Genomic DNA, 18,203 nt, shown 5'->3' on the forward strand with positions numbered 1-18,203 from the left:
GCGGGAGCTGGCACGGAATTTAATACATTACAGTATTGTCATGTATCAATACCGTAACTTCCTGTGAAAACGCTCCGGAACTGGTTTTTGCCGGTACTGCTCTGTACCCATTTTTTCTCCGCCCTTGCCCAGACGGAGCCTTTTGGCCGCCCCGCGGTTGACGATCTGAAAATGACCGTTTACCCCGCCGATTCGTCGGCCGACGCGGTGGTTTTGTCGAACGTTGGCAGCGCCGTCATTACCAAAGACGAACACCGGGGCTACATCGCTCTTTACAAGCGGCATCTGAAAATCAAGATTCTGAAGAAAAGCGGGGTCAGTCAGGCAACGGTCCTGATTCCGTTTTACCGCCAGGGCGTCGATAAAGAGGATCGGGTGGAACACCTCCAGGGCGTTACGCACAACCTGCGGGCCGACGGCTCCGTCCAAAGCGACCCGCTGACGAAAGAAGCCCTGTTTGAGGAGCGCCGTTCGGAAAACCTCTACGTCAAACGCTTCACCCTGCCGAATGTCCGGCAAGGGTCCGTGATCGAATTCCAGTACGAGATTTCCTCTGATTTTGTCTTCGAGCTCCGGGAATGGAACTTCCAGCAGGAAATTCCGGTGCGGTGGAGCGAATACAAACTGAGCCTCACGCCGGGATTTATGTACCGGATTCTCTTTCAGGGTTTTGAGCCGCTGGTGGTGGATAAGTCCCAGCCGGTGATGGATGGCGTCGAATACCACTGGGCGATGAAAGACCTGCCCGCCATCCGCGAAGAACCCAACATGGTCAGTCCGGAAAATTACCGGGCCAAAGTCTGGTTCGAACTTAGCCGGACGACGCTGCCGGGCATTCCGGCCCGTTCGTATTCCTCCACGTGGGAAGACCTCGACCGGACGCTGATGGCCGACGAACAGTTTGGCGGAGCCCTGCGAAAAACGGCGTTCCTGAAACCCGTGGCGGCGGTTGTGCGGGCTTCGGTGGCGTCGGCCGACACCCTGCAATGGGTACAGGCTGCCCACCGGCACGTCACGCAGGCCATGACCTGGAACAAAACCCAGAGCGTCTGGGCGTCGCGGCAGGGCCTGAAACAGGCGTACGAAGCCAAAACCGGCAGCGCCACCGACCTCAACCTGATTCTGGTCGGGCTGCTCAACGAAATGGGTGTCGAGGCCAAACCCGTCATTCTGAGTACCAAACAGAACGGCCTCGTCAGCCGGGAGCACCCGCTGATTAGCAAATTCAACTACACGATTGGGGCCGTAACGGTGGGCGGCAAAGACCTGCTGCTCGACGCCACCGATCCGCTGCTGAAGGCAGGCTCGCTGCCGGTGCGCTGTCTGAACGGCGATGGCCGTCTGGTCGCGCTGCGCCGGGCCCGCTGGCTGACGCTCAACACGCCCGACCGCAACCGGACTTCCGGCCAGTTCCAATTGGCCATTCAGTCCGATGGGACGATGACGGGCACGGTTTCCATTGCCCATTTGGGGTACGCGGGTGCCGAAGCCCGCCGCCGCGTCCTGACCGATGGGTCCGAAAAGTACAAGCAGCGTTTCCGCAGCCAGAATCCGGGCTGGAACTGGTCAACGCTGGACGTGACGGGCGTCGATAAGCCCGACGAAGCGCTGGTGACCAAAGGCAGCATGAGCTACGGCGAGGGCACAGCGACCGGAAGTGACCGCATTTACCTCCATCCGCTGCCCGTAACCAGCCTCCAGAATAACCCTTTCAAACTGACCGAACGGCGTTATCCGGTGGACATGGGTGTCCCGCTGGAGGAGGTTTACACGGCTACCTACACCCTGCCGGAAGGGTACTCCGTCGAAGAGGCACCTAAGGGAATGGCCCTTGCGCTGCCCGACAATGGCGGCCGTTTCTCGTTTCAGTTGCAGGTTTCGGGCCGACAGGTGCAGGTTGCCAGCCGCCTTGTTCTGAACAAAGCCATCTTCATGCCTCAGGAATACGAAAGCCTGCGGCTTTTCTACGACAAACTAATTGCCAAACACGCCGAGCAGCTGATTCTGGTCAAGGGGGCGGCGAAGGCGCAGATTTCTCTCAAAAACGAATGAAACAGATTGTATTACTGACCGCGCTGCTGCTCAACGGGATGGCCGCGCTGGCGCAGGAGTCGTACCGGGCGTCGGCCATTCCGGCGGGGCTGGGCGAGGGGGCCGGAGCCGTGCTGCGAAAGTATGAAGAAACGTTTACCGTAAAATCGCCCGGTGAGGCGGTGGAAACGGTGCATTCCGTCGTGACGATTCTGAACGAAAAAGGGTCAGACCGCACCTCCCTGACGGTGGTCTACGACAAGTTTTCGAAGGTGTCCGATATCGAAGGCACGCTTTACGACGCCAGCGGCAAGGTCATCAAGCGGCTCAAACGGGCCGACATTCAGGACTTGAGCGCCATCGGCGACGAAGCTTTTTACGCCGATTATCGCCAGAAAACGGCCGGGTTCAGTTACGCGGGCTACCCCTTTACGGTGGAATTTCGCTACGAACGGACCACCCGCAATCTGCTTTTTTACCCAGAATGGTTTCCGCTGTCGGACCCGGATATGGCGGTTCAGTCGGCCAGCCTGAAGGTGACGCTCCCGGCGGGGCAGTCGCTGCGGTACCGGACGATGAACGGCCTGCCCGAACCGGCCGCGGCCGACGAAGGGACCGGACGGAGCTATACGTGGCAGCTTGCCGACCGGAAAGTCCGCGAACGGGAGCCCTACAACCTCGGCTACGACCGGCTGGGTCCCGGGGTGCTGACCGCCCCCTCCGAACTCGAACTGGAGTCGTTCAAAGGTGTGGTGCGCACCTGGAAGGAATTTGGAAAACTGGTGTACGACATCAATTCCAACCGCGACGAATTGCCGGAAACGACGAAAACAGCGCTGGCGGACCTGCTGAAGGGAGAAACGGACCCCCGAAAAAAGGTAGAGAAGGTGTACGGCTTCATGCAGAAACATACCCGATATGTGCTGATCAAGCTGGGCCTGGGCGGCTGGCAGACCTTTCCGGCCGCGACGGTGGCCGAAAAAGGATATGGCGACTGCAAAGCTTTGTCGAATTACACGGCGGCCTTGCTGAAAGCGGCTGGTATCCGCTCTCACCTCGCGCTGGTCATGGCCGGCGACGACGAGCCGGATGTGCTGACCGACTTTCCGGCGGCCCGTTTCAACCACATGATTTTGTGCGTGCCGCTGGCAAAAGATACCGTCTGGCTGGAATGCACCAGTCCGCTGAACGCCGCCGGGTACATGGGCAGCTTTACCGGCAATCGCCACGCGCTGCTGCTGACGCCGGAGGGCGGAAAACTGGTCCGCACGCCGACGTATAAACCCACCGACAGCCGCCTGACACGCCGGATTGACCTGAAAATAGGGGAGAGCGGCGATGCGAATGCCGAAGTCGTGACCGAGTATGCCGGTTTGCAGGCGGAGGACCACGAGCAGGTAATGCACCTGCTGGCACCGGATGAGCAGAAAAAATGGCTTTACCGGCAGATTCGCCTTCCGAGCTACGACATTCGGGCTTTTTCGTTCGAGGCGAAGCGCGACGTGCTGCCGAAAGTCACCGAAAAGCTGTCGCTCCTAATTCCTAACGGGGCCAGTCGCAGCGGCACGCGCCTGTTTCTGAATCCCAACCTGCTGTCGGCCATCCGAACCGTTCCGACAGACGGGGCGTCGCGAAAAACCGCTTTTCAGCTACCGGATGGCTATGTCGATGTTGATACGGTCGTTTGTCAACTGCCGCCGCACACGACCGTCGAAAGCCTGTTTAGCCCGGTGGAGTACACCTCGAAGTTTGGGAATTACTCGGCCACTGTCCGCCAGGAAGGCGAGAAACTGATTTACATCCGGCGACTCCAGGCAGAAGGCGGCACCTTCCCGCCCGAAGCCTACCCGGAGTACATGGCCTTTCGGCAAAAACTGGTCAAATTCGACCGGATGCAGGTGGTGCTGAAAATTAATGATTGAATTTTGAATGATTGAATGGTTGATTAGGCTCCGCAGCGCTGAAATGGCGGAGCCAATCAATCATTCAAAATTCAATCATTCAACCCTTAACTCCACTCCCGGTCCCACGAGTCGCGGTTGTTCCACATGTCGGTGGGAGCAAACCAGGTGGCGTCTTTCTTGAGGAAGCGCTTGGCTACGTCTTCGTTCAGGTCGACGCCGAGGCCCGGGCGGTCAGGAACTTTCACGAAGCCTTTTTCGACGATGGGCTTGATGCCGTTGACGATGTCTTCCCAGCCGGCCACGTCGACGCCGTGGTGTTCCAGCGCCACAAAGTTTTCGGTCGCGGCCGCGCAGTGTACGTTCGCCATCATGCAGATCGGCGAGCCGGCAAAGTGCATGGCCATCGGGATACCGTGTTCTTCGGCATAATCCCCGATTTTCTTCGTCTCCAGCAGGCCGCCCGACGATGCCAGGTCCGGGTGAATCATGTCCACCGCCCGCGCATCGATGAGCTTGATGAATTCTTCTTTTGCAAAAATGTCCTCGCCCGTCAGCGTCGGGGTTTCGATGGCGTCGGAAATCTGCTTCCACTGGTCGGTGTAGAACCAGGGGATGAGGTCTTCCAGCCACGCCAGACGGTACTGTTCCATCGCCTTTCCGACCTGAATGGCCGTGTTGACGTCGAAGTGGCCGAAGTGGTCGGCCGCCAGCGGAGTATCGTAGCCCACAATGTCGCGGACGCGTCCGACGTGTTCCGACAGCTTATCCAGCCCTTTTTTTGTAATCTGAATCCGGGTGAACGGGTGGCGCGTCATGGCGTAATTGCCAAGTTTACCCGCCAGCTGGTCGTTGTACGCCTGTTTGATGCTCCAGGCGTCGGCTCCGACGAGCATACCCGGCTGTCCGGCCAGCATCCCGATACCGAAGTCCATTTTCAGGAAGGCGTACCCGGCGTCCTTGCGCTTCTTCATATTCACCGCAAATTCGTCGTAGTTCTTGCCTTCCGGCGTGTCGGCGTACAGACGGACGTAATCCCGGTATTTGCCGCCCAGCAGCTGGTAGGCCGGTACGTTGTACGCCTTTCCGGCGAGGTCCCAGAGCGCCATTTCGACGCCGCAGACGCCACCGGCGGCGCGTCCGTGGTTACCAAACGGTTTGATGATTTTGAACAGCTGCTCGACGTTGCAGGGGTTTTTACCCAGAATCCGGCTTTTCAGCATCAGCGCGTAATTGGCGCTGGCCCCGTCACGCACCTCACCCCAGCCCACCAGGCCCTGGTTGGTATCAATCCGGATGATCGGGCTGGTGAAGGGCACACCCTGGAGAACGGCTATCCGCATATCCGTAATCCGCAGGTCGGACGGCTTGGAATCCCGCTTTACGCGCTGCGTCACGAATTCCATTTCCCGTTCGGTCTGCCCGTCAAACAGTAATCCAAGCGAAAGCCCCCCAAGCGTCGAATTGCGCAGGAAGTTGCGGCGGTTCTGTCCGGTAGCGGCAGAAGAGTCCTCCTGAGGGGTGCTGGAGGCCATTTCAGGTCGGTCAGGCAGCGAGCCAAACAGCTTCTTAAAATCTTTCATGGTTAATCATGGATTTAGGGGAGAAAGTATTGTAGTTCTTACCCTAAAGAGAAAGATTTTAAGTATATAATACTATAAAAAGGAATTTTTTGCCAGAAATAGATAACAATCAGGCAGGCATGGCAAGACTCAGGGCAAAACGCTGGAGTACCTGGCGAAGCGCGGTAAGTTCGGGGTCTGATTCGTGCGGTTGCAGCTCGGGACAGGCCGCCTCGGCGGCGAGTGATTCCAGCACGTCATCCGTGAGCAATTCCGGATGTTTATCAAAGAATTTTCCGGCGACCAGCGCAAGGTGGTGAACAACGTGGCGGGGTGGGGTAAAGGTGCCGGACAAAGGGAACCGGGTGCCCTGGGCGATCCAGTCCGTCAGGCACAGAGCAATCTCCTCGTGTGCAGGATTCATCTCTTCGATCAGTGTGAGTACAGTTACGGTACGGCGTCGGTACTAAAAACAGCAAAGATTCGGCCACCTTTCCTTTTCGGCAGGAAGATGTGTGGAGTTCAGCAGACCTAGCGGAAATCCGGTTCAAAACTACGAACGAAAGACCGTAAGTCGCCGGCCCGGCGGCTTATAATTCGATTAAGATTTTTGTTGAATTTTATTCATTAAATATATAAAATATCATATTGTTATTAAACGGTTAATGGGTTTTGTGAAAATAAATCTGCTGGGATGGGTAAAAACTCCCTTCTTGTAATGAAAATGTTTTCATTTAACCGGCTTGTTCCTTCGGATAAAAAAAGGTCATTCTAAGCTAGAATCGCATAAAAAAAAATATTGAAATAGTTTAATATAAAAGATCTCCTTATAAAAAATGCTATTCTTGAAAATAAGAAAAATTTAATGTTGACATGCAAATATATAACAAGTCATAAATGTGCATTTGTCTTCATGGCGCTGGATGAATAGATTCGTATAATCTGTTCCTCTTAACCCGGTAGATTTTCCTTTTATGATAAAACTGAAATACTTGCCTAAGTCTGTAATTTCTTTTCTTTTCTTTTCTGCTTTCCTGTTTATTCTTACATCCTGCGGTTCCACCAGAAAACTGGTCTATTTTCAGGAAGGAACCAATCGAATAGATTCTCTTCCGCTTCTTGATCCTTATATTCCTTCTATTCAAAAAGGAGATGTGTTGTCCGTCCAGGTAACCAGCCTGAACCAGCAGGCAACGGCTTATTTCAATCCTCACTCGTCCATCGCCAGTTCAATGGATAATTCCGTAAGCGGAGGCTCCTCCGTGACGGTTCCAAAAGATTTAGGCTACCTCGTCAGTCCGGAAGGAACGATCGAACTGCCGCTTGTCGGAAAAATTAATGTGCTTGGGCTGACTACCTACCAGGCAGGTGAAAAAATCAAAAAAGAACTGTCGGAATACCTGAAAGAACCTACCGTCAATGTGCGCAATATGAACTTTCGTATTTCCGTACTGGGTGAGGTTACCAAACCGACCATGCTTTCTATTTATAACGAGCAGATAACCCTGACGCAGGCGTTAAGTCTGGCCGGTGATATAACCGTATTTGGCCGCCGCGATAACGTGATGCTGATTCGGGAAGTAAACGGAAAACGAACCTTCAACCGGATCAATCTCGGGAACCGGGATCTCTTTGCCTCTTCTTTTTATTACCTCCGTCCCAACGACGTTGTCTATGTCGAGCCGTCCAAGGCTAAGGGAACTACCGTCGACCGGGCTTTTCAAGTGCTTCCTCTAATCTTAAGTGTAGCCAGTATCACCGTATTCTTTCTGCTGCGCTGACAAACGCAAAAGAGTAATACTAATTCTGGCTTGGTGACAAAACAAAGAAGTAAACTTTGTGCCTTTTGAACTTTTTCAATAATCAGTAGTGAATAAGATTGGGTAATTGTACAAAATGAGATAATAAGAAACAGACGAAAGGTTAGATAAAATAAAATATTAAATCTTATTCATGAAATCGGAAGCTAAAAGAAGGCGAAAATGCTTTAACATATAGATAAAAATAGGTTCATTTTTTAGCAACTAAAGGCTATCCCCGTTTCAAATTTGCACGATTTAAAAAGTTGAAATGGCGAGATGATGGGCATTGGCTCGAAGTCTTTTCCAATGAACTACCTCGGTCTGGCGGATATTGTCTGTTAATAGAACGAGGCCTTGTTTCATTCTTTTTTGCGAAAAAGTCACTTTATATAACCTTGTGCCGCATTCCGGGCGCTTTTTCTAATGCTAAAACGAAAAGGCCATCTGAGTTAAACAACGTCAAATTATAATAGGTAATAATTTTCTTTGATTGATGTGAGTAATTTTTACGGAGATGAGAGTACTTATATATGGCATTAACTACGCACCTGAGTTAACAGGCATCGGTAAGTATTCGGGTGAACTGGGGGCCTGGCTGGCGCGTAATAATCACAGTGTTGACGTAATCACGGCGTATCCGTATTATCCCGAGTGGGAACGTCACTCGGCGTACAAAGGGAAGCTCTGGTTCTCAGAAAACCTGAACGGAGTGACGGTGTACCGGACGCCCTTGTACGTGCCCAGAGAGGTCACCGCTCTGAAGCGGATTCTGCATGAGTTTTCTTTCACCGCCGGCAGCATTCCGTATTGGCTGAAGGCTCTTTTCGGCAGGCGGTACGACCTCGTCATCTGCGTTTCGCCCGCTTTCCATCTTGGTTTTCCGGCGCTGTTTTACTCCAGACTGAAAGGGGTGCCGTTCGTGTACCACATTCAGGATTTGCAGGTGGATGCCGCCCGCGACCTGGGCATGATCTCCAGCGAGCGCTTGCTGAAACTGCTCTTCAAAGCCGAAAAATTCATCCTGGATCGCTGTACGATGGTTTCTTCTATCAGTGATGGAATGCTGGATAAAATCAGAGCAAAGGGCATTGACGAGCACAAATGCATTCTTTTCCCCAACTGGGTAGACGAAAACCACATCCGCCCGTTGCCCAAAGATGCCTCGCTGCGGGAAGAGTTTGGCCTGAAAGCCACGGATAAAGTGATTCTGTACTCCGGCAATCTGGGAGAGAAGCAGGGGCTTGAACAGGTCATCGAAGTGGCCCGGCTTTTTCAGCACCGAAGCGATGTGGTTTTTCTGATTACCGGCTCCGGCGGCGCTAAAAAGCGGTTGCAGCGTCTGGCCGAGTCGTACCACCTGACCAACATTCAGTTCTTTCCGTTGCAGCCTTATGCCAAACTATCGGCTCTGCTGGCAACGGCTGATCTGCACCTGGTATTGCAGAAAAAATCAGCATCGGATCTGGTAATGCCCTCCAAACTCACCTCAATCCTGGCTGCCGGGGGCTGCCCGCTGGTCACCGCTTCGCCGGGTACTTCGCTGTACAGGGTCGTCAGGGAACACCAGTTCGGCATTCTGGTCGAGCCGGAATCCACCGAGGCCCTTTTCGACGGTATCAGCAACGCTCTGGCCGCTGATCTTGACGTTTACAGGACAAGCGCCAGAGTCTATGCGGAGAAATACTTGAGTAAAGAAGTAATTCTGAGCGATTTTGAGAAAAAGGTTGAACAAATGACCGCCCAGATTTCAGGGAAAGTAATGCCTTCGGTTTCTATTTGAGCAAAGCAGATAAAGCAAAACTCATGTATCAATGTATTTATGATTGGCAATAGAGGGATAAAAAAATAAATCGCTTAGTAAAATTGAGAAGAGAGTACTTTATGAAAATGTCTGATAATTAACAGAGTGATGCTTGTTTTTTTGCTTTACTATTTTCATTGAAATTTCAAATGAACAACTGATACTCTGTAAAAGCTTTTTATGACCTAATAGAGAATAATAACATTTAAATATTTTACAGATAAAAAAATGAATACCAATACATTTAAAAATAGGATTATTCTCAACGATTTAAAAATTGTCTGTTAAACGAATAATTATTGGTCGATTGTATAAAGTAGCCACATTAAAATTTAGTTTTCACTGTACCAAAAGGTTACATTTTGTTTACTCAAACTTGTAAAAGAAGAAAATTATGCAAAAATTGAGGTCCACAAATGAAATGTCGTTTTTGTATTTATTTTATAAAACAACAAATATCTTTTTAACGGACAATATTTTTTCTCCAGGCATATAAAGCCGCGAATAGATGATCAGCTTATACTGATTTCAGTTTCGCAAAGCTTATTTGATAAATGAAGTCATTGTCATTAGTGTTTTTTAATTAATTATTCAGTCATTTAAATCATAAGCTATGGCCACTACCAATACGTATCTGGATGCTTCTTTCCAGGTTGTGAAACCTGTGGATTTTAGAGCGGCTATTACAAGGTATCTCCGGCATTGGCCCTGGTTTATTGTGTCATTAGCTCTGGCAATGGCAGGCGCTTATGTTTACTTGGCTTATCAGCAGCCCCAGTACAGAATGGAAGCCCGGCTTCTCATTCAGCACGATGGTTCAGGAAGTCGCGGAGCCGTTATGCTGAAAGACTTTGAAGGGGGAGCATTTAAGGATAAGGAAATTGAAAATGAAATAGAAGTATTATATACGTATACCTTAATGGAAAAGGTTATCCAGAAGCTGAATCTGGATATTCGCTATTTTAAGCCCGCTACTTTTGGAATGCTGGAGCTGTACGAAACGTCTCCGGTTAAAGTTGAAGTTGTCAACGCTTATCCTGTTTTATATAATAAGCCGTTGGTATTACAATTTCCCAATGCGGAAACGGTGTTGATTGACGATAAATCATACCTGTTAAACAAGCTTATCGAAACACCATACGGCTCGCTTCGCATTCTTACAAAAAACACGTTTGACCCTTCGGTAAAGGCGCTTCAGGTTCAGGTGATGAGCTTGTCTTCCGCCGCGGGCGATTTCATCGGACGGCTGAGTGTCAAACCGACCAGCGAGTCATCTTCCGTGCTTAAACTGACATTGACCGACGCGTTTCCGGAGCGGGGAAAGGCTGTTCTGAACGACCTTATCGCCGAATACAACAAAGCATCCGTTGAGGATAAAAAGAAAGGAACGGCCCAGACGCTGGAGTTTATCAATAGCCGTCTGGCGCTGATTTCGGGCGAACTTTCGGCGGTGGAAAAGAGCATTGAAAATTACAAGTCAGAGAACGGAATCACGGATCTGGGCAGCCAGGCAGAATCTTTCCTGTCGAGTGTAAAAGATAACGACTCTCACCTGAGCCAGATCGACATTCAACTCGCGTCGCTCGACAATCTGGTCAATTTCGTCAACAGCCAGCCCGCCAATCGCAGTGGAACGCCCGCCACGCTGGGGCTGTCGGACCCGTTGCTGGTTTCTCTCATCCAGAAGATGACCCAGCTGGAAATGGAGCGCGACCAGATTGCCCGGACCACCTCGCCGAAAAACCCGATGCTCCAGACCATCGACAGCCAGATTCTGGCCACCCGGGCGAACATCATCGACAACATCGAAACCATGAAGGAGATGCTGCTGGGGGCTCATTCGCAGTATAAGGACAAGAACAAGCGGATGGAGGAAGTTATCCGGACGATTCCGGTCAAGGAGCGGCGACTGTTGAACATCACCCGGCAGCAACTGATCAAGAACAATCTGTATACCTACCTCCTGCAAAAGCGCGAGGAGACCGCCATTACTTACGGGGCGGTCAATTCCGATGCCCGGACGCTCGACCTGGCCCGCAGCAGCGGAACGCCGGTGAAGCCCGTGAAATCGACCATCTTCGTCCTCTTCGGCATGATCGGCCTCCTGCTGCCCGTGCTGGCCATTGCCGGGAAAGAACTGTTTAACAACCGGATCAGCAGCCGGCAGGATGTGGAAGCGACGACGCCCATCCCCATCATGGGCGAGATTGTCCGGAAGCGGCAGCCGGGCTCCATCATCGTCCCCGATATGTCGGTCGCGGCCGAGCAGATTCAGATGCTCCGTACCAACCTGCAGCTGGCCCGGAACCGCTCGGGAGCCGCCAGTCAGGTGCTGCTGATTACTTCCAGCATCAGCGGCGAGGGAAAATCATTTCTGACCCTGAATCTGGGGGCCAGCCTGTCCATGATTAACCAGCCGACGGTCATTCTGGAAATGGACCTGCGGCGGCCCACGCTCCGGAAAATGCTCGGCATGGAGAACGGACCGGGCATCAACGACTACCTCAATGGCGTGGCGTCGCTCGACGACGTTCTTCAGCCCATCGCCGGTCTGCACAACTACTACCTCATTCCCAGCGGCAGTCTGGTGGCTAATCCGACGGTTTCGCTCAGCAGCCCGCGTCTGGCGGAACTGATTGAGGAACTGCGACAACGGTTTGCTTACGTCCTGATTGATACGCCGCCCAGCGGTCTGGTCACCGACGCCCAACTCGTGGCTCCTTTTGCCGACACAACCTTGTACCTGATCCGGCACAACGTGACCCCGAAAGACCATCTCCGGGTGTTGAATTCGCACTACAATGGGCAGAAATTCCAGAACCTGAACATTGTGCTGAACGGCATCGGGGAAGACGACAACAATTACTACAGCTACACGTACCGAAAAGGGTATTCGTACAAACGTCTGAAATAGCAATACATAGTGCCGGACGAAAGCCTTGCCCGTGCGGGGCAGGGAACGGTCCACTCTGTCACACAATTCACACCTTATGAATCATTTCTATGTTAGACTTCTCTGGATACCAGGCGGTTGGGTTCAACAGAAGAGGCCGGCATGTTAAGGCACCTGCGGAATCTTCCGCCTATCAGCTCGTGGGGAAGCGTGCCTTCGATTTATTGATTGCGATTCTCGTCATCGTGCTCGTGCTTACCTGGCTTATTCCGCTCCTCGGTGCGCTGATTCGGCTTACGTCCCGGGGGCCGGTCTTCTTTGTGCAACTGCGGACAGGCCGCAACGGCCAGCATTTCCGGTGCCTGAAACTCCGGACGATGGTCCATGGCTGCAGTGACGGGTTTCAGCAGACTACCCTCAACGACCCCCGCGTCACTAAAGTGGGCCGCTTTCTCCGGAGATCGAATCTGGACGAACTTCCCCAGGTGCTGAACGTCCTCATGGGCGAAATGAGCATCGTGGGGCCCCGTCCGCACGCCATTCAGCACGACGCCCAGTACTGGAACACGCTGCCCGGCTACCGCGACCGGTATCTGGTCAAGCCGGGGATTACCGGGCTGGCGCAGGTGCGCGGGTGTCGGGGAGAAACCACCCGGCTCCAGCAGATGCGCCACCGCGTCCGCCTGGACCATTGGTACATCGAAAAAGTCACGCTGGGGCTGGACCTTAAAATCTGCTGGTGGACTGTACGCAATATGCTGACCGGAGACAAAGACGCCTGGTAATCAGGGGTATGGTTCCGTTAAATCTCGTAGGCATAGGTAAGCGAACGCAATGAAAGCACTGGCACAATACATCCATACCCGGACAGCCCACGCCCAATGGCTGGAGTGGGGCAGATTGATTACCCTTACCGGCTCGGCCCAGATTGCTGTTCAGGCCATAGGGCTGATAAGCGGCATTCTGGTCATCCGGCTGCTGTCTACCGGCGAGTATGCGCTGTATACGCTGGCCAATACCATGCTGGGAACAATGACCGTACTCGCCGACGGTGGCATCTCCTCCGGGGTGATGGCCCAGGGAGGAAAGGTCTGGCAGGACCGGCAAAAACTGGGCGCGGTGATGGCAACCGGCCTGCAATTGCGCCGGACGTTCGGGGCCGTCAGTCTGGTGGTATCGGTCCCAGTCCTGTTTTATCTGCTCCACCAGCACGGAGCCGACTGGCTGACGGCCGGACTGATCGTGGCCGCCCTGATTCCCGCTTTCCTCGCCGGCCTGACCGGCGAACTGCTCAAGGTAGCGCCCAGCCTGCGCCAGGACATTCCCGTTTTGCAGAAAAACAACGTAGCCGTCAATCTGGGCCGTCTGGCGTTGCTGCTGCCGGGCTTACTGGTCTTTCCGTTTGCTTCGGTCGCCATTCTGGCGGCCGGGATTCCGCAGGTTTTTGGAAACACCCATATAAAGAAAATCTCCGAAGGCTATGCCGACTGGCGGCAGGCTTCAGACCCCGAGCTCAGAAAACAAATCCTGAAGTTTGTCCAGCGCATCCTGCCCGGATCGATTTACTACTGTTTGTCGGGTCAGATCACTATCTGGCTCATTTCGCTGCTGGGCACGACCACGGCGGTGGCGCAGATCGGGGCGTTGGGGCGTCTGGCCGTTGTGCTGACGTTGATCAACACCGTCTTCGGGACGCTCATTGCTCCCCGTTTTGCCCGGCTGGATAATCAGAAAGGCCTTCTGGTGGGGGCATACATCAAAATTCACGTTGCGCTGGTGGCGATCTGCCTCGTTATTGTGGGCTTTGTGTGGTTATTCCAGACGCAGATATTATGGCTTTTGGGTAGCGAATACATGGGCTTGGGCCACGAACTGGTCTTAAATACAATCGGCAGTTGTATCGGCCTGATTGCCGGGATATCTTTCCGGATTTACACCAGTCGGGGCTGGGCGATTGCGCCGGTTTTGTCAATTCCAATAAATTTCCTATCCATTCTGATTGGCGTTTATGCAATAGACCTTTCGACCCTGGCAGGGGTATTATATTTTAATATCTTTATCTCAGTAGTGCAGGCCATAATCAACGGGTCTTATGGAATGATTAAAGTTCTTAAAAGTTAAATTAAACGACATAAAACAAAGGATAAACCACCTATATGCGTTCGGCGATCTGTACTCTTTTTGAGAGTCATTACCATTATGGACTGGCGGTTTTGGTCAATTCCCTTTGCCAGCAGGGCTATTCAGGACCTGTCTATGCAGGGTATCGGGGCAACCTTCCATTCTGGGCTTCTTCGGCAAAAAGCAACCTGTCTCTTGGCTGGAAAGGAGCTGTAACGCTGTCCGTGACGCAGGATATTGAGATTCATTTTATACCCTTAACGACGGATTATCACCTGACCAATTACAAGCCGGATTTTCTGCTGGAAGTCTGGGACGGCCCGGCCCGGGAAGCCGCCTCTATGTATTATTTTGACCCCGATATAACCGTTTGCGAGAAGTGGAATCTGTTTGAACACTGGACCGAATGCGGCATCGCTTTGTGCGAGGACATCAATTCGCCGATGGCGGCTTATCATCCCCGGCGAGTGGCCTGGAGAAGTTACTTTTCTAGAGAGAATATTCGGTTAACATTTAAGGAAGCTACCTATGCCAACGGCGGTTTTGTAGGAGTTAGCAGGGACAACAAAGCCTTTTTAGAATTATGGAAACAAATTCAGGAAAAGATGGGTCCCGCCATCGGTGGATTAAGCCGCTCTTCCCTCACCGGACCCGCGTTGCCGGAAGAAGCAACCAGCTATTTTGCTCCTTTTCCAAAAACCGATCAGGATGCGCTTAATGCGGCGATCGAAGCCTGGGAAGGACAAGTAAGTTTTGTCGGCAAAGAAGGCATGGGATTTTGCCATGGCGCGATCATGATGGCCCACGCGATCGGGTCGCCGAAGCCCTGGGAAAAAAACTTTATACTGAATGCATTGAAAGGTTTTAAACTTTCGGTAGCGGACCGCAACTTCTGGCAATATACCGGGCGGCCAATCAGCACACATAGTCCGGTTACAATTAAGGTGAAAAATATGAGCTTGATTGCTTCTCTTTTCCTGAACCGTTTTTATGTGAAGAGTTAGATTCAGAATTCGATTTAAAGTAAAAAGCGTAGGCGATGAGGATTGTTTTTCTCTGTGGATCAATGGAGCCCGGGCGCGATGGCGTCGGCGATTATACACGCAGGCTGGCCGGAGAACTGGCCCGGCAAGGTCATGCCGTGGCCTGCGTGGCGCTGAACGACCTGTTTGTGACGTCCGAGTTTGACGGCAGGCAATACAGTGAAGGCGTACTGGTTCCTACGCTGCGACTGCCTACCGGCCTGTCGGAGTCGGCGCGGTTTGAGCACGCCCGCCATTGGATCGCCCGCTTTACTCCGGATTGGATCAGCCTGCAGTTTGTGCCTTTTTCGTTTCACCCCAAAGGCTTGCCCCTGGGCCTTCCGTACCGGCTGGCAAGCCTCGGCAAGGGGTGCAAGTGGCACGTGATGCTGCATGAACTGTGGGTCGGCATGGATACGGATGCGCCCCTGAAACATATCTGGTGGGGTGGCGCCCAGCGGTTTATCATCAAATCGTTGCTGAGCCGGCTAAAACCCTCGGTCGTGCACACGCAGAGCCACCTGTATCTGGCGTACCTGGCAGAACTGGGCGTGCAGGCCGAACACCTCCCGCTGTTCTCGAATATCCCGCTGCTTTCGACGCCCCTGCCGGAAACCGGCGAGCGGGCAGACGGTACACCGACGGACACACTCGTGCTGTTTGGCGGAATCCATCCTGGTGCGCCGGTGGAGGACCTGGCGGCAGAGGCGGCCCACTACTCCCGCAGCCAGGCGATCCGGGTAAAGCTGATGATCGTCGGACGCTGTGGGACGGAACAGGAACGCTGGGCCGCTGTCTGGAGAGCGCACAAACTGCCCGTCGAAATTGCCGGTGAGCAATCCGCGGAACAGATCTCGGCCATCCTGAGGCGGGCTTCGCTGGGGATTGCCACCACGCCGATGGCGCTGATCGAAAAAAGCGGGGCGGTGTCCGCCATGCGCGCGCACGGCCTGACGGTGCTCTGTGTCGCCCGTCGCTGGCACCCCCGGGGGGGCTTGCAGGTGCAGGCTCCGTCCGGCGTCATTGAGTACCGCAAAGGCAGTCTGACGGCCTGCCTCGATTCGGGGCTGGTGCAGCAGGGCGCTGATAATCAGAGTGATGTTGTTTCTGCTCAATTGAGTAACAGACTTTTAAGGGTGGTGTAACTATGGCGAGCCTTCGTTATTTGTGGGCGCACCGGGCCCGCTTTCCGATCAGTTCGGCTCGCTTTTACCGGGCCTGGGGGAAACGGGTGTTTTCGCTGCCGGAACTGGTGAGCCGGAATCGACAGCGGTCGGCTCTGGCCCGAAAAGGGGCATCCATTGCCGAGACGGCCGAGATCGGCCAGGCGGACATTCAGGGCCGGTTCGATCTGCTGAGCATCGGTGCCAATTCGTTTCTGGGTCGGGTCACAATCGCCCTGCACGGGAAAGTACAGATTGGGGAACACGTTTGTGTCAACGACGGTGTCGAAATTCTGACGGCTTCGCACGACGTAACGGACCCGGAATGGAAGCACGTGGTGGCAGAGATTACGATTGAGGATTACGCCTGGATTGGCACCGGGGCCATGCTGCTGCCGGGGGTGCGCATCGGCCGGGGGGCCGTGGTGGGCGCGCGGGCCGTGGTGAGCAAATCGGTGCCGCCGGGCGCGATCGTGGTCGGCAATCCGGCCCGGCCCGTTCCGAAGTCGCGTTGTGAGGAATTTAGCTATAATCCCTGTGAATTTTTAGCCGCAAACCGGGCCTGGCTGCTCGGATAAGCCCTGACTGATGAAGATACTGATATCCCATCTTACCGGAAACGCCAATGTGAAAGCCGCCGCTTCCGGCCTGCTTCGGGCCGATATGCTGGGTGGGTTTTACGTGTCGATGGCTACGTTTCCGGATAGTCTTTCCGGTCGGCTGGCGGAGCTTAAACCGCTGGCCGAATTGCGGCGCCGCAGTTTTCACCCGGCCTTCAAACCGTTCGTGCGCACCTGGCCGTGGTTCGAACTCGGCCGTATTCTGGCGCTCAAATCCGGACTTTACCAGCGAACCCAGAACCCGTTCGACATCGACCGGGTCGTTCAGAATTTCGACCGCCACGTGGCTGCCCGCCTGAGCGCCGAAGCCAGCAAAGGAATCAACGCCGTCTACGGTTACGAGGATACCATCGGCTTCTCGTTTCGGGAAGCCAAACGGCTGGGGATGACCTGTCTGTATGACCTGCCTATCGGTTACTGGCGGGCGGCCCATCAGGTTTTCGAAGCTGAAAAAGAACGGTGGCCGGCATGGGCTCCAACCTTGACTGGCCTTGCTGACCCCGCCGAAAAACTCGCCCGCAAGGACGAAGAGCTCAGGATGGCCGATCAGATTTTTGTGGCCAGCAGTTTCACGGCCCGAACGCTGGAAGCTTTTCCCGGTACACTCGCGCCGGTGGAGGTGATTCCCTACGGTTTTCCGCCGGTAAATACGGCCAAACCGGAAGGGCACCGGCCAGGCACCGGACGTCCGTTACAACTCCTCTTTGTGGGTAGTTTGTCGCAGCGCAAAGGAATCGCCAATCTTTTTGAGGCCGTGGAAAAGATCGGGCCGCGGCATGTCGAACTGACGCTGGTGGGCCAGAAAACCACGTCGGACTGTCCCGCGCTGGAAGCGGCCCTGGAGCGGCACCGCTGGTTTCCCTCCATGCCCCATGCCGACATTCTGACCCTGATGCGACAAAGCGACGTGCTGGTGTTCCCCTCCCTTTTCGAAGGATTTGGGCTTGTGATAACCGAAGCAATGTCGCAGGGAACACCGGTCATCACCACCGACCGCACCATTGGTCCGGATGTGATCCGGCACGGAGAAAACGGCTGGCTGATCCAGGCCGGAGCCACCGAAGCCCTGATTGAAGCCATTGAAGAGCTTCTGATCAAACCGGAAAGCATGGCGGAGGCCGGACGGGAGGCCATCCTGACGGCGGCGGCCCGGCCGTGGGAAAGATACGGGCAGGAACTGGCGGCGGCCATCCAGACTATGTGGGCCGCGGAAACGAAACGTTGTTGAAGACCAAACCATGCAGACTTCCAAAGACATCATTTTCATCAACTCGCACCCGATTCAGT

General features: G+C 53.8%; 13 protein-coding genes. 11 read left to right on the top strand and 2 right to left on the bottom strand.

Annotated features, from left to right (window positions below; genetic code table 11):
- Positions 1–63 precede the first annotated feature (63 nt).
- Both ORG26_RS16180 and ORG26_RS16185 read left to right on the top strand, forming a co-directional pair.
- The gene (locus tag ORG26_RS16180; RefSeq protein ID WP_266363565.1) at positions 64–2,052 is read left to right on the top strand and encodes a DUF3857 domain-containing protein; all 1,989 of its coding nucleotides are present in this window, start codon (positions 64–66) and stop codon (positions 2,050–2,052) included.
- The gene (locus ORG26_RS16185) at positions 2,049–3,953 is read left to right on the top strand and encodes a DUF3857 and transglutaminase domain-containing protein (protein WP_266363566.1); all 1,905 of its coding nucleotides are present in this window, start codon (positions 2,049–2,051) and stop codon (positions 3,951–3,953) included. Before ORG26_RS16180 ends, ORG26_RS16185 begins: the two co-directional genes overlap by 4 nt.
- An 86-nt stretch (positions 3,954–4,039) precedes the next feature.
- Here ORG26_RS16185 and ORG26_RS16190 read toward each other — a convergent pair whose 3' ends face one another.
- Together ORG26_RS16190 and ORG26_RS16195 are read right to left on the bottom strand one after the other, a co-directional pair.
- Positions 4,040–5,467 (bottom strand): mandelate racemase/muconate lactonizing enzyme family protein, encoded by a 1,428-nt coding sequence (locus tag ORG26_RS16190; protein WP_266369423.1) that lies wholly within the window; start codon positions 5,465–5,467, stop codon positions 4,040–4,042.
- Between the two features lie 157 nt (positions 5,468–5,624).
- Entirely contained in the window at positions 5,625–5,918 is a 294-nt protein-coding gene (locus ORG26_RS16195) for a hypothetical protein (protein WP_266363568.1), read from the bottom strand.
- Positions 5,919–6,468: 550 nt separating this feature from the next.
- On the opposite strand from ORG26_RS16195, the gene ORG26_RS16200 reads away from it, so the two are divergent.
- From ORG26_RS16200 to ORG26_RS16240, 9 genes are all read left to right on the top strand, one after another.
- On the top strand, positions 6,469–7,275 hold the full coding sequence (locus ORG26_RS16200; RefSeq protein WP_266363570.1) for a polysaccharide biosynthesis/export family protein: 807 nt from the start codon (positions 6,469–6,471) through the stop codon (positions 7,273–7,275).
- Positions 7,276–7,810: 535 nt separating this feature from the next.
- A complete protein-coding gene (locus tag ORG26_RS16205) occupies positions 7,811–9,076 on the top strand; it encodes a WcaI family glycosyltransferase (RefSeq protein WP_266363572.1) in 1,266 nt (421 codons plus the stop codon).
- A gap of 940 nt (positions 9,077–10,016) precedes the next feature.
- Positions 10,017–12,011 carry a GumC family protein gene (locus ORG26_RS16210; protein WP_266363574.1) on the top strand — a complete coding sequence of 665 codons (1,995 nt, stop codon included), beginning with the start codon at positions 10,017–10,019 and terminating at the stop codon, positions 12,009–12,011.
- Positions 12,012–12,190: 179 nt separating this feature from the next.
- Positions 12,191–12,775, top strand: a complete 585-nt coding sequence (locus ORG26_RS16215) for a sugar transferase (protein ID WP_266363576.1) — start codon at positions 12,191–12,193, stop codon at positions 12,773–12,775.
- Between the two features lie 49 nt (positions 12,776–12,824).
- The gene (locus ORG26_RS16220; RefSeq protein WP_266363577.1) at positions 12,825–14,111 is read left to right on the top strand and encodes an MATE family efflux transporter; all 1,287 of its coding nucleotides are present in this window, start codon (positions 12,825–12,827) and stop codon (positions 14,109–14,111) included.
- Positions 14,112–14,146: 35 nt separating this feature from the next.
- A complete protein-coding gene (locus ORG26_RS16225) occupies positions 14,147–15,115 on the top strand; it encodes a hypothetical protein (protein WP_266363579.1) in 969 nt (322 codons plus the stop codon).
- 62 nt (positions 15,116–15,177) lie between these two features.
- The gene (locus ORG26_RS16230; RefSeq protein ID WP_266363581.1) at positions 15,178–16,278 is read left to right on the top strand and encodes a glycosyltransferase; all 1,101 of its coding nucleotides are present in this window, start codon (positions 15,178–15,180) and stop codon (positions 16,276–16,278) included.
- Between the two features lie 2 nt (positions 16,279–16,280).
- Positions 16,281–16,874, top strand: coding sequence for an acyltransferase (locus tag ORG26_RS23545; protein WP_323134274.1), 594 nt, complete (start codon positions 16,281–16,283; stop codon positions 16,872–16,874).
- A 10-nt stretch (positions 16,875–16,884) separates the two neighbouring features.
- Positions 16,885–18,144, top strand: coding sequence for a glycosyltransferase family 4 protein (locus ORG26_RS16240; RefSeq protein ID WP_266363582.1), 1,260 nt, complete (start codon positions 16,885–16,887; stop codon positions 18,142–18,144).
- The last annotated feature ends 59 nt before the right edge of the window (positions 18,145–18,203 follow it).

The organism is Tellurirhabdus rosea, assembly GCF_026278345.1.
Lineage (GTDB): Bacteria > Bacteroidota > Bacteroidia > Cytophagales > Spirosomataceae > Tellurirhabdus > Tellurirhabdus rosea.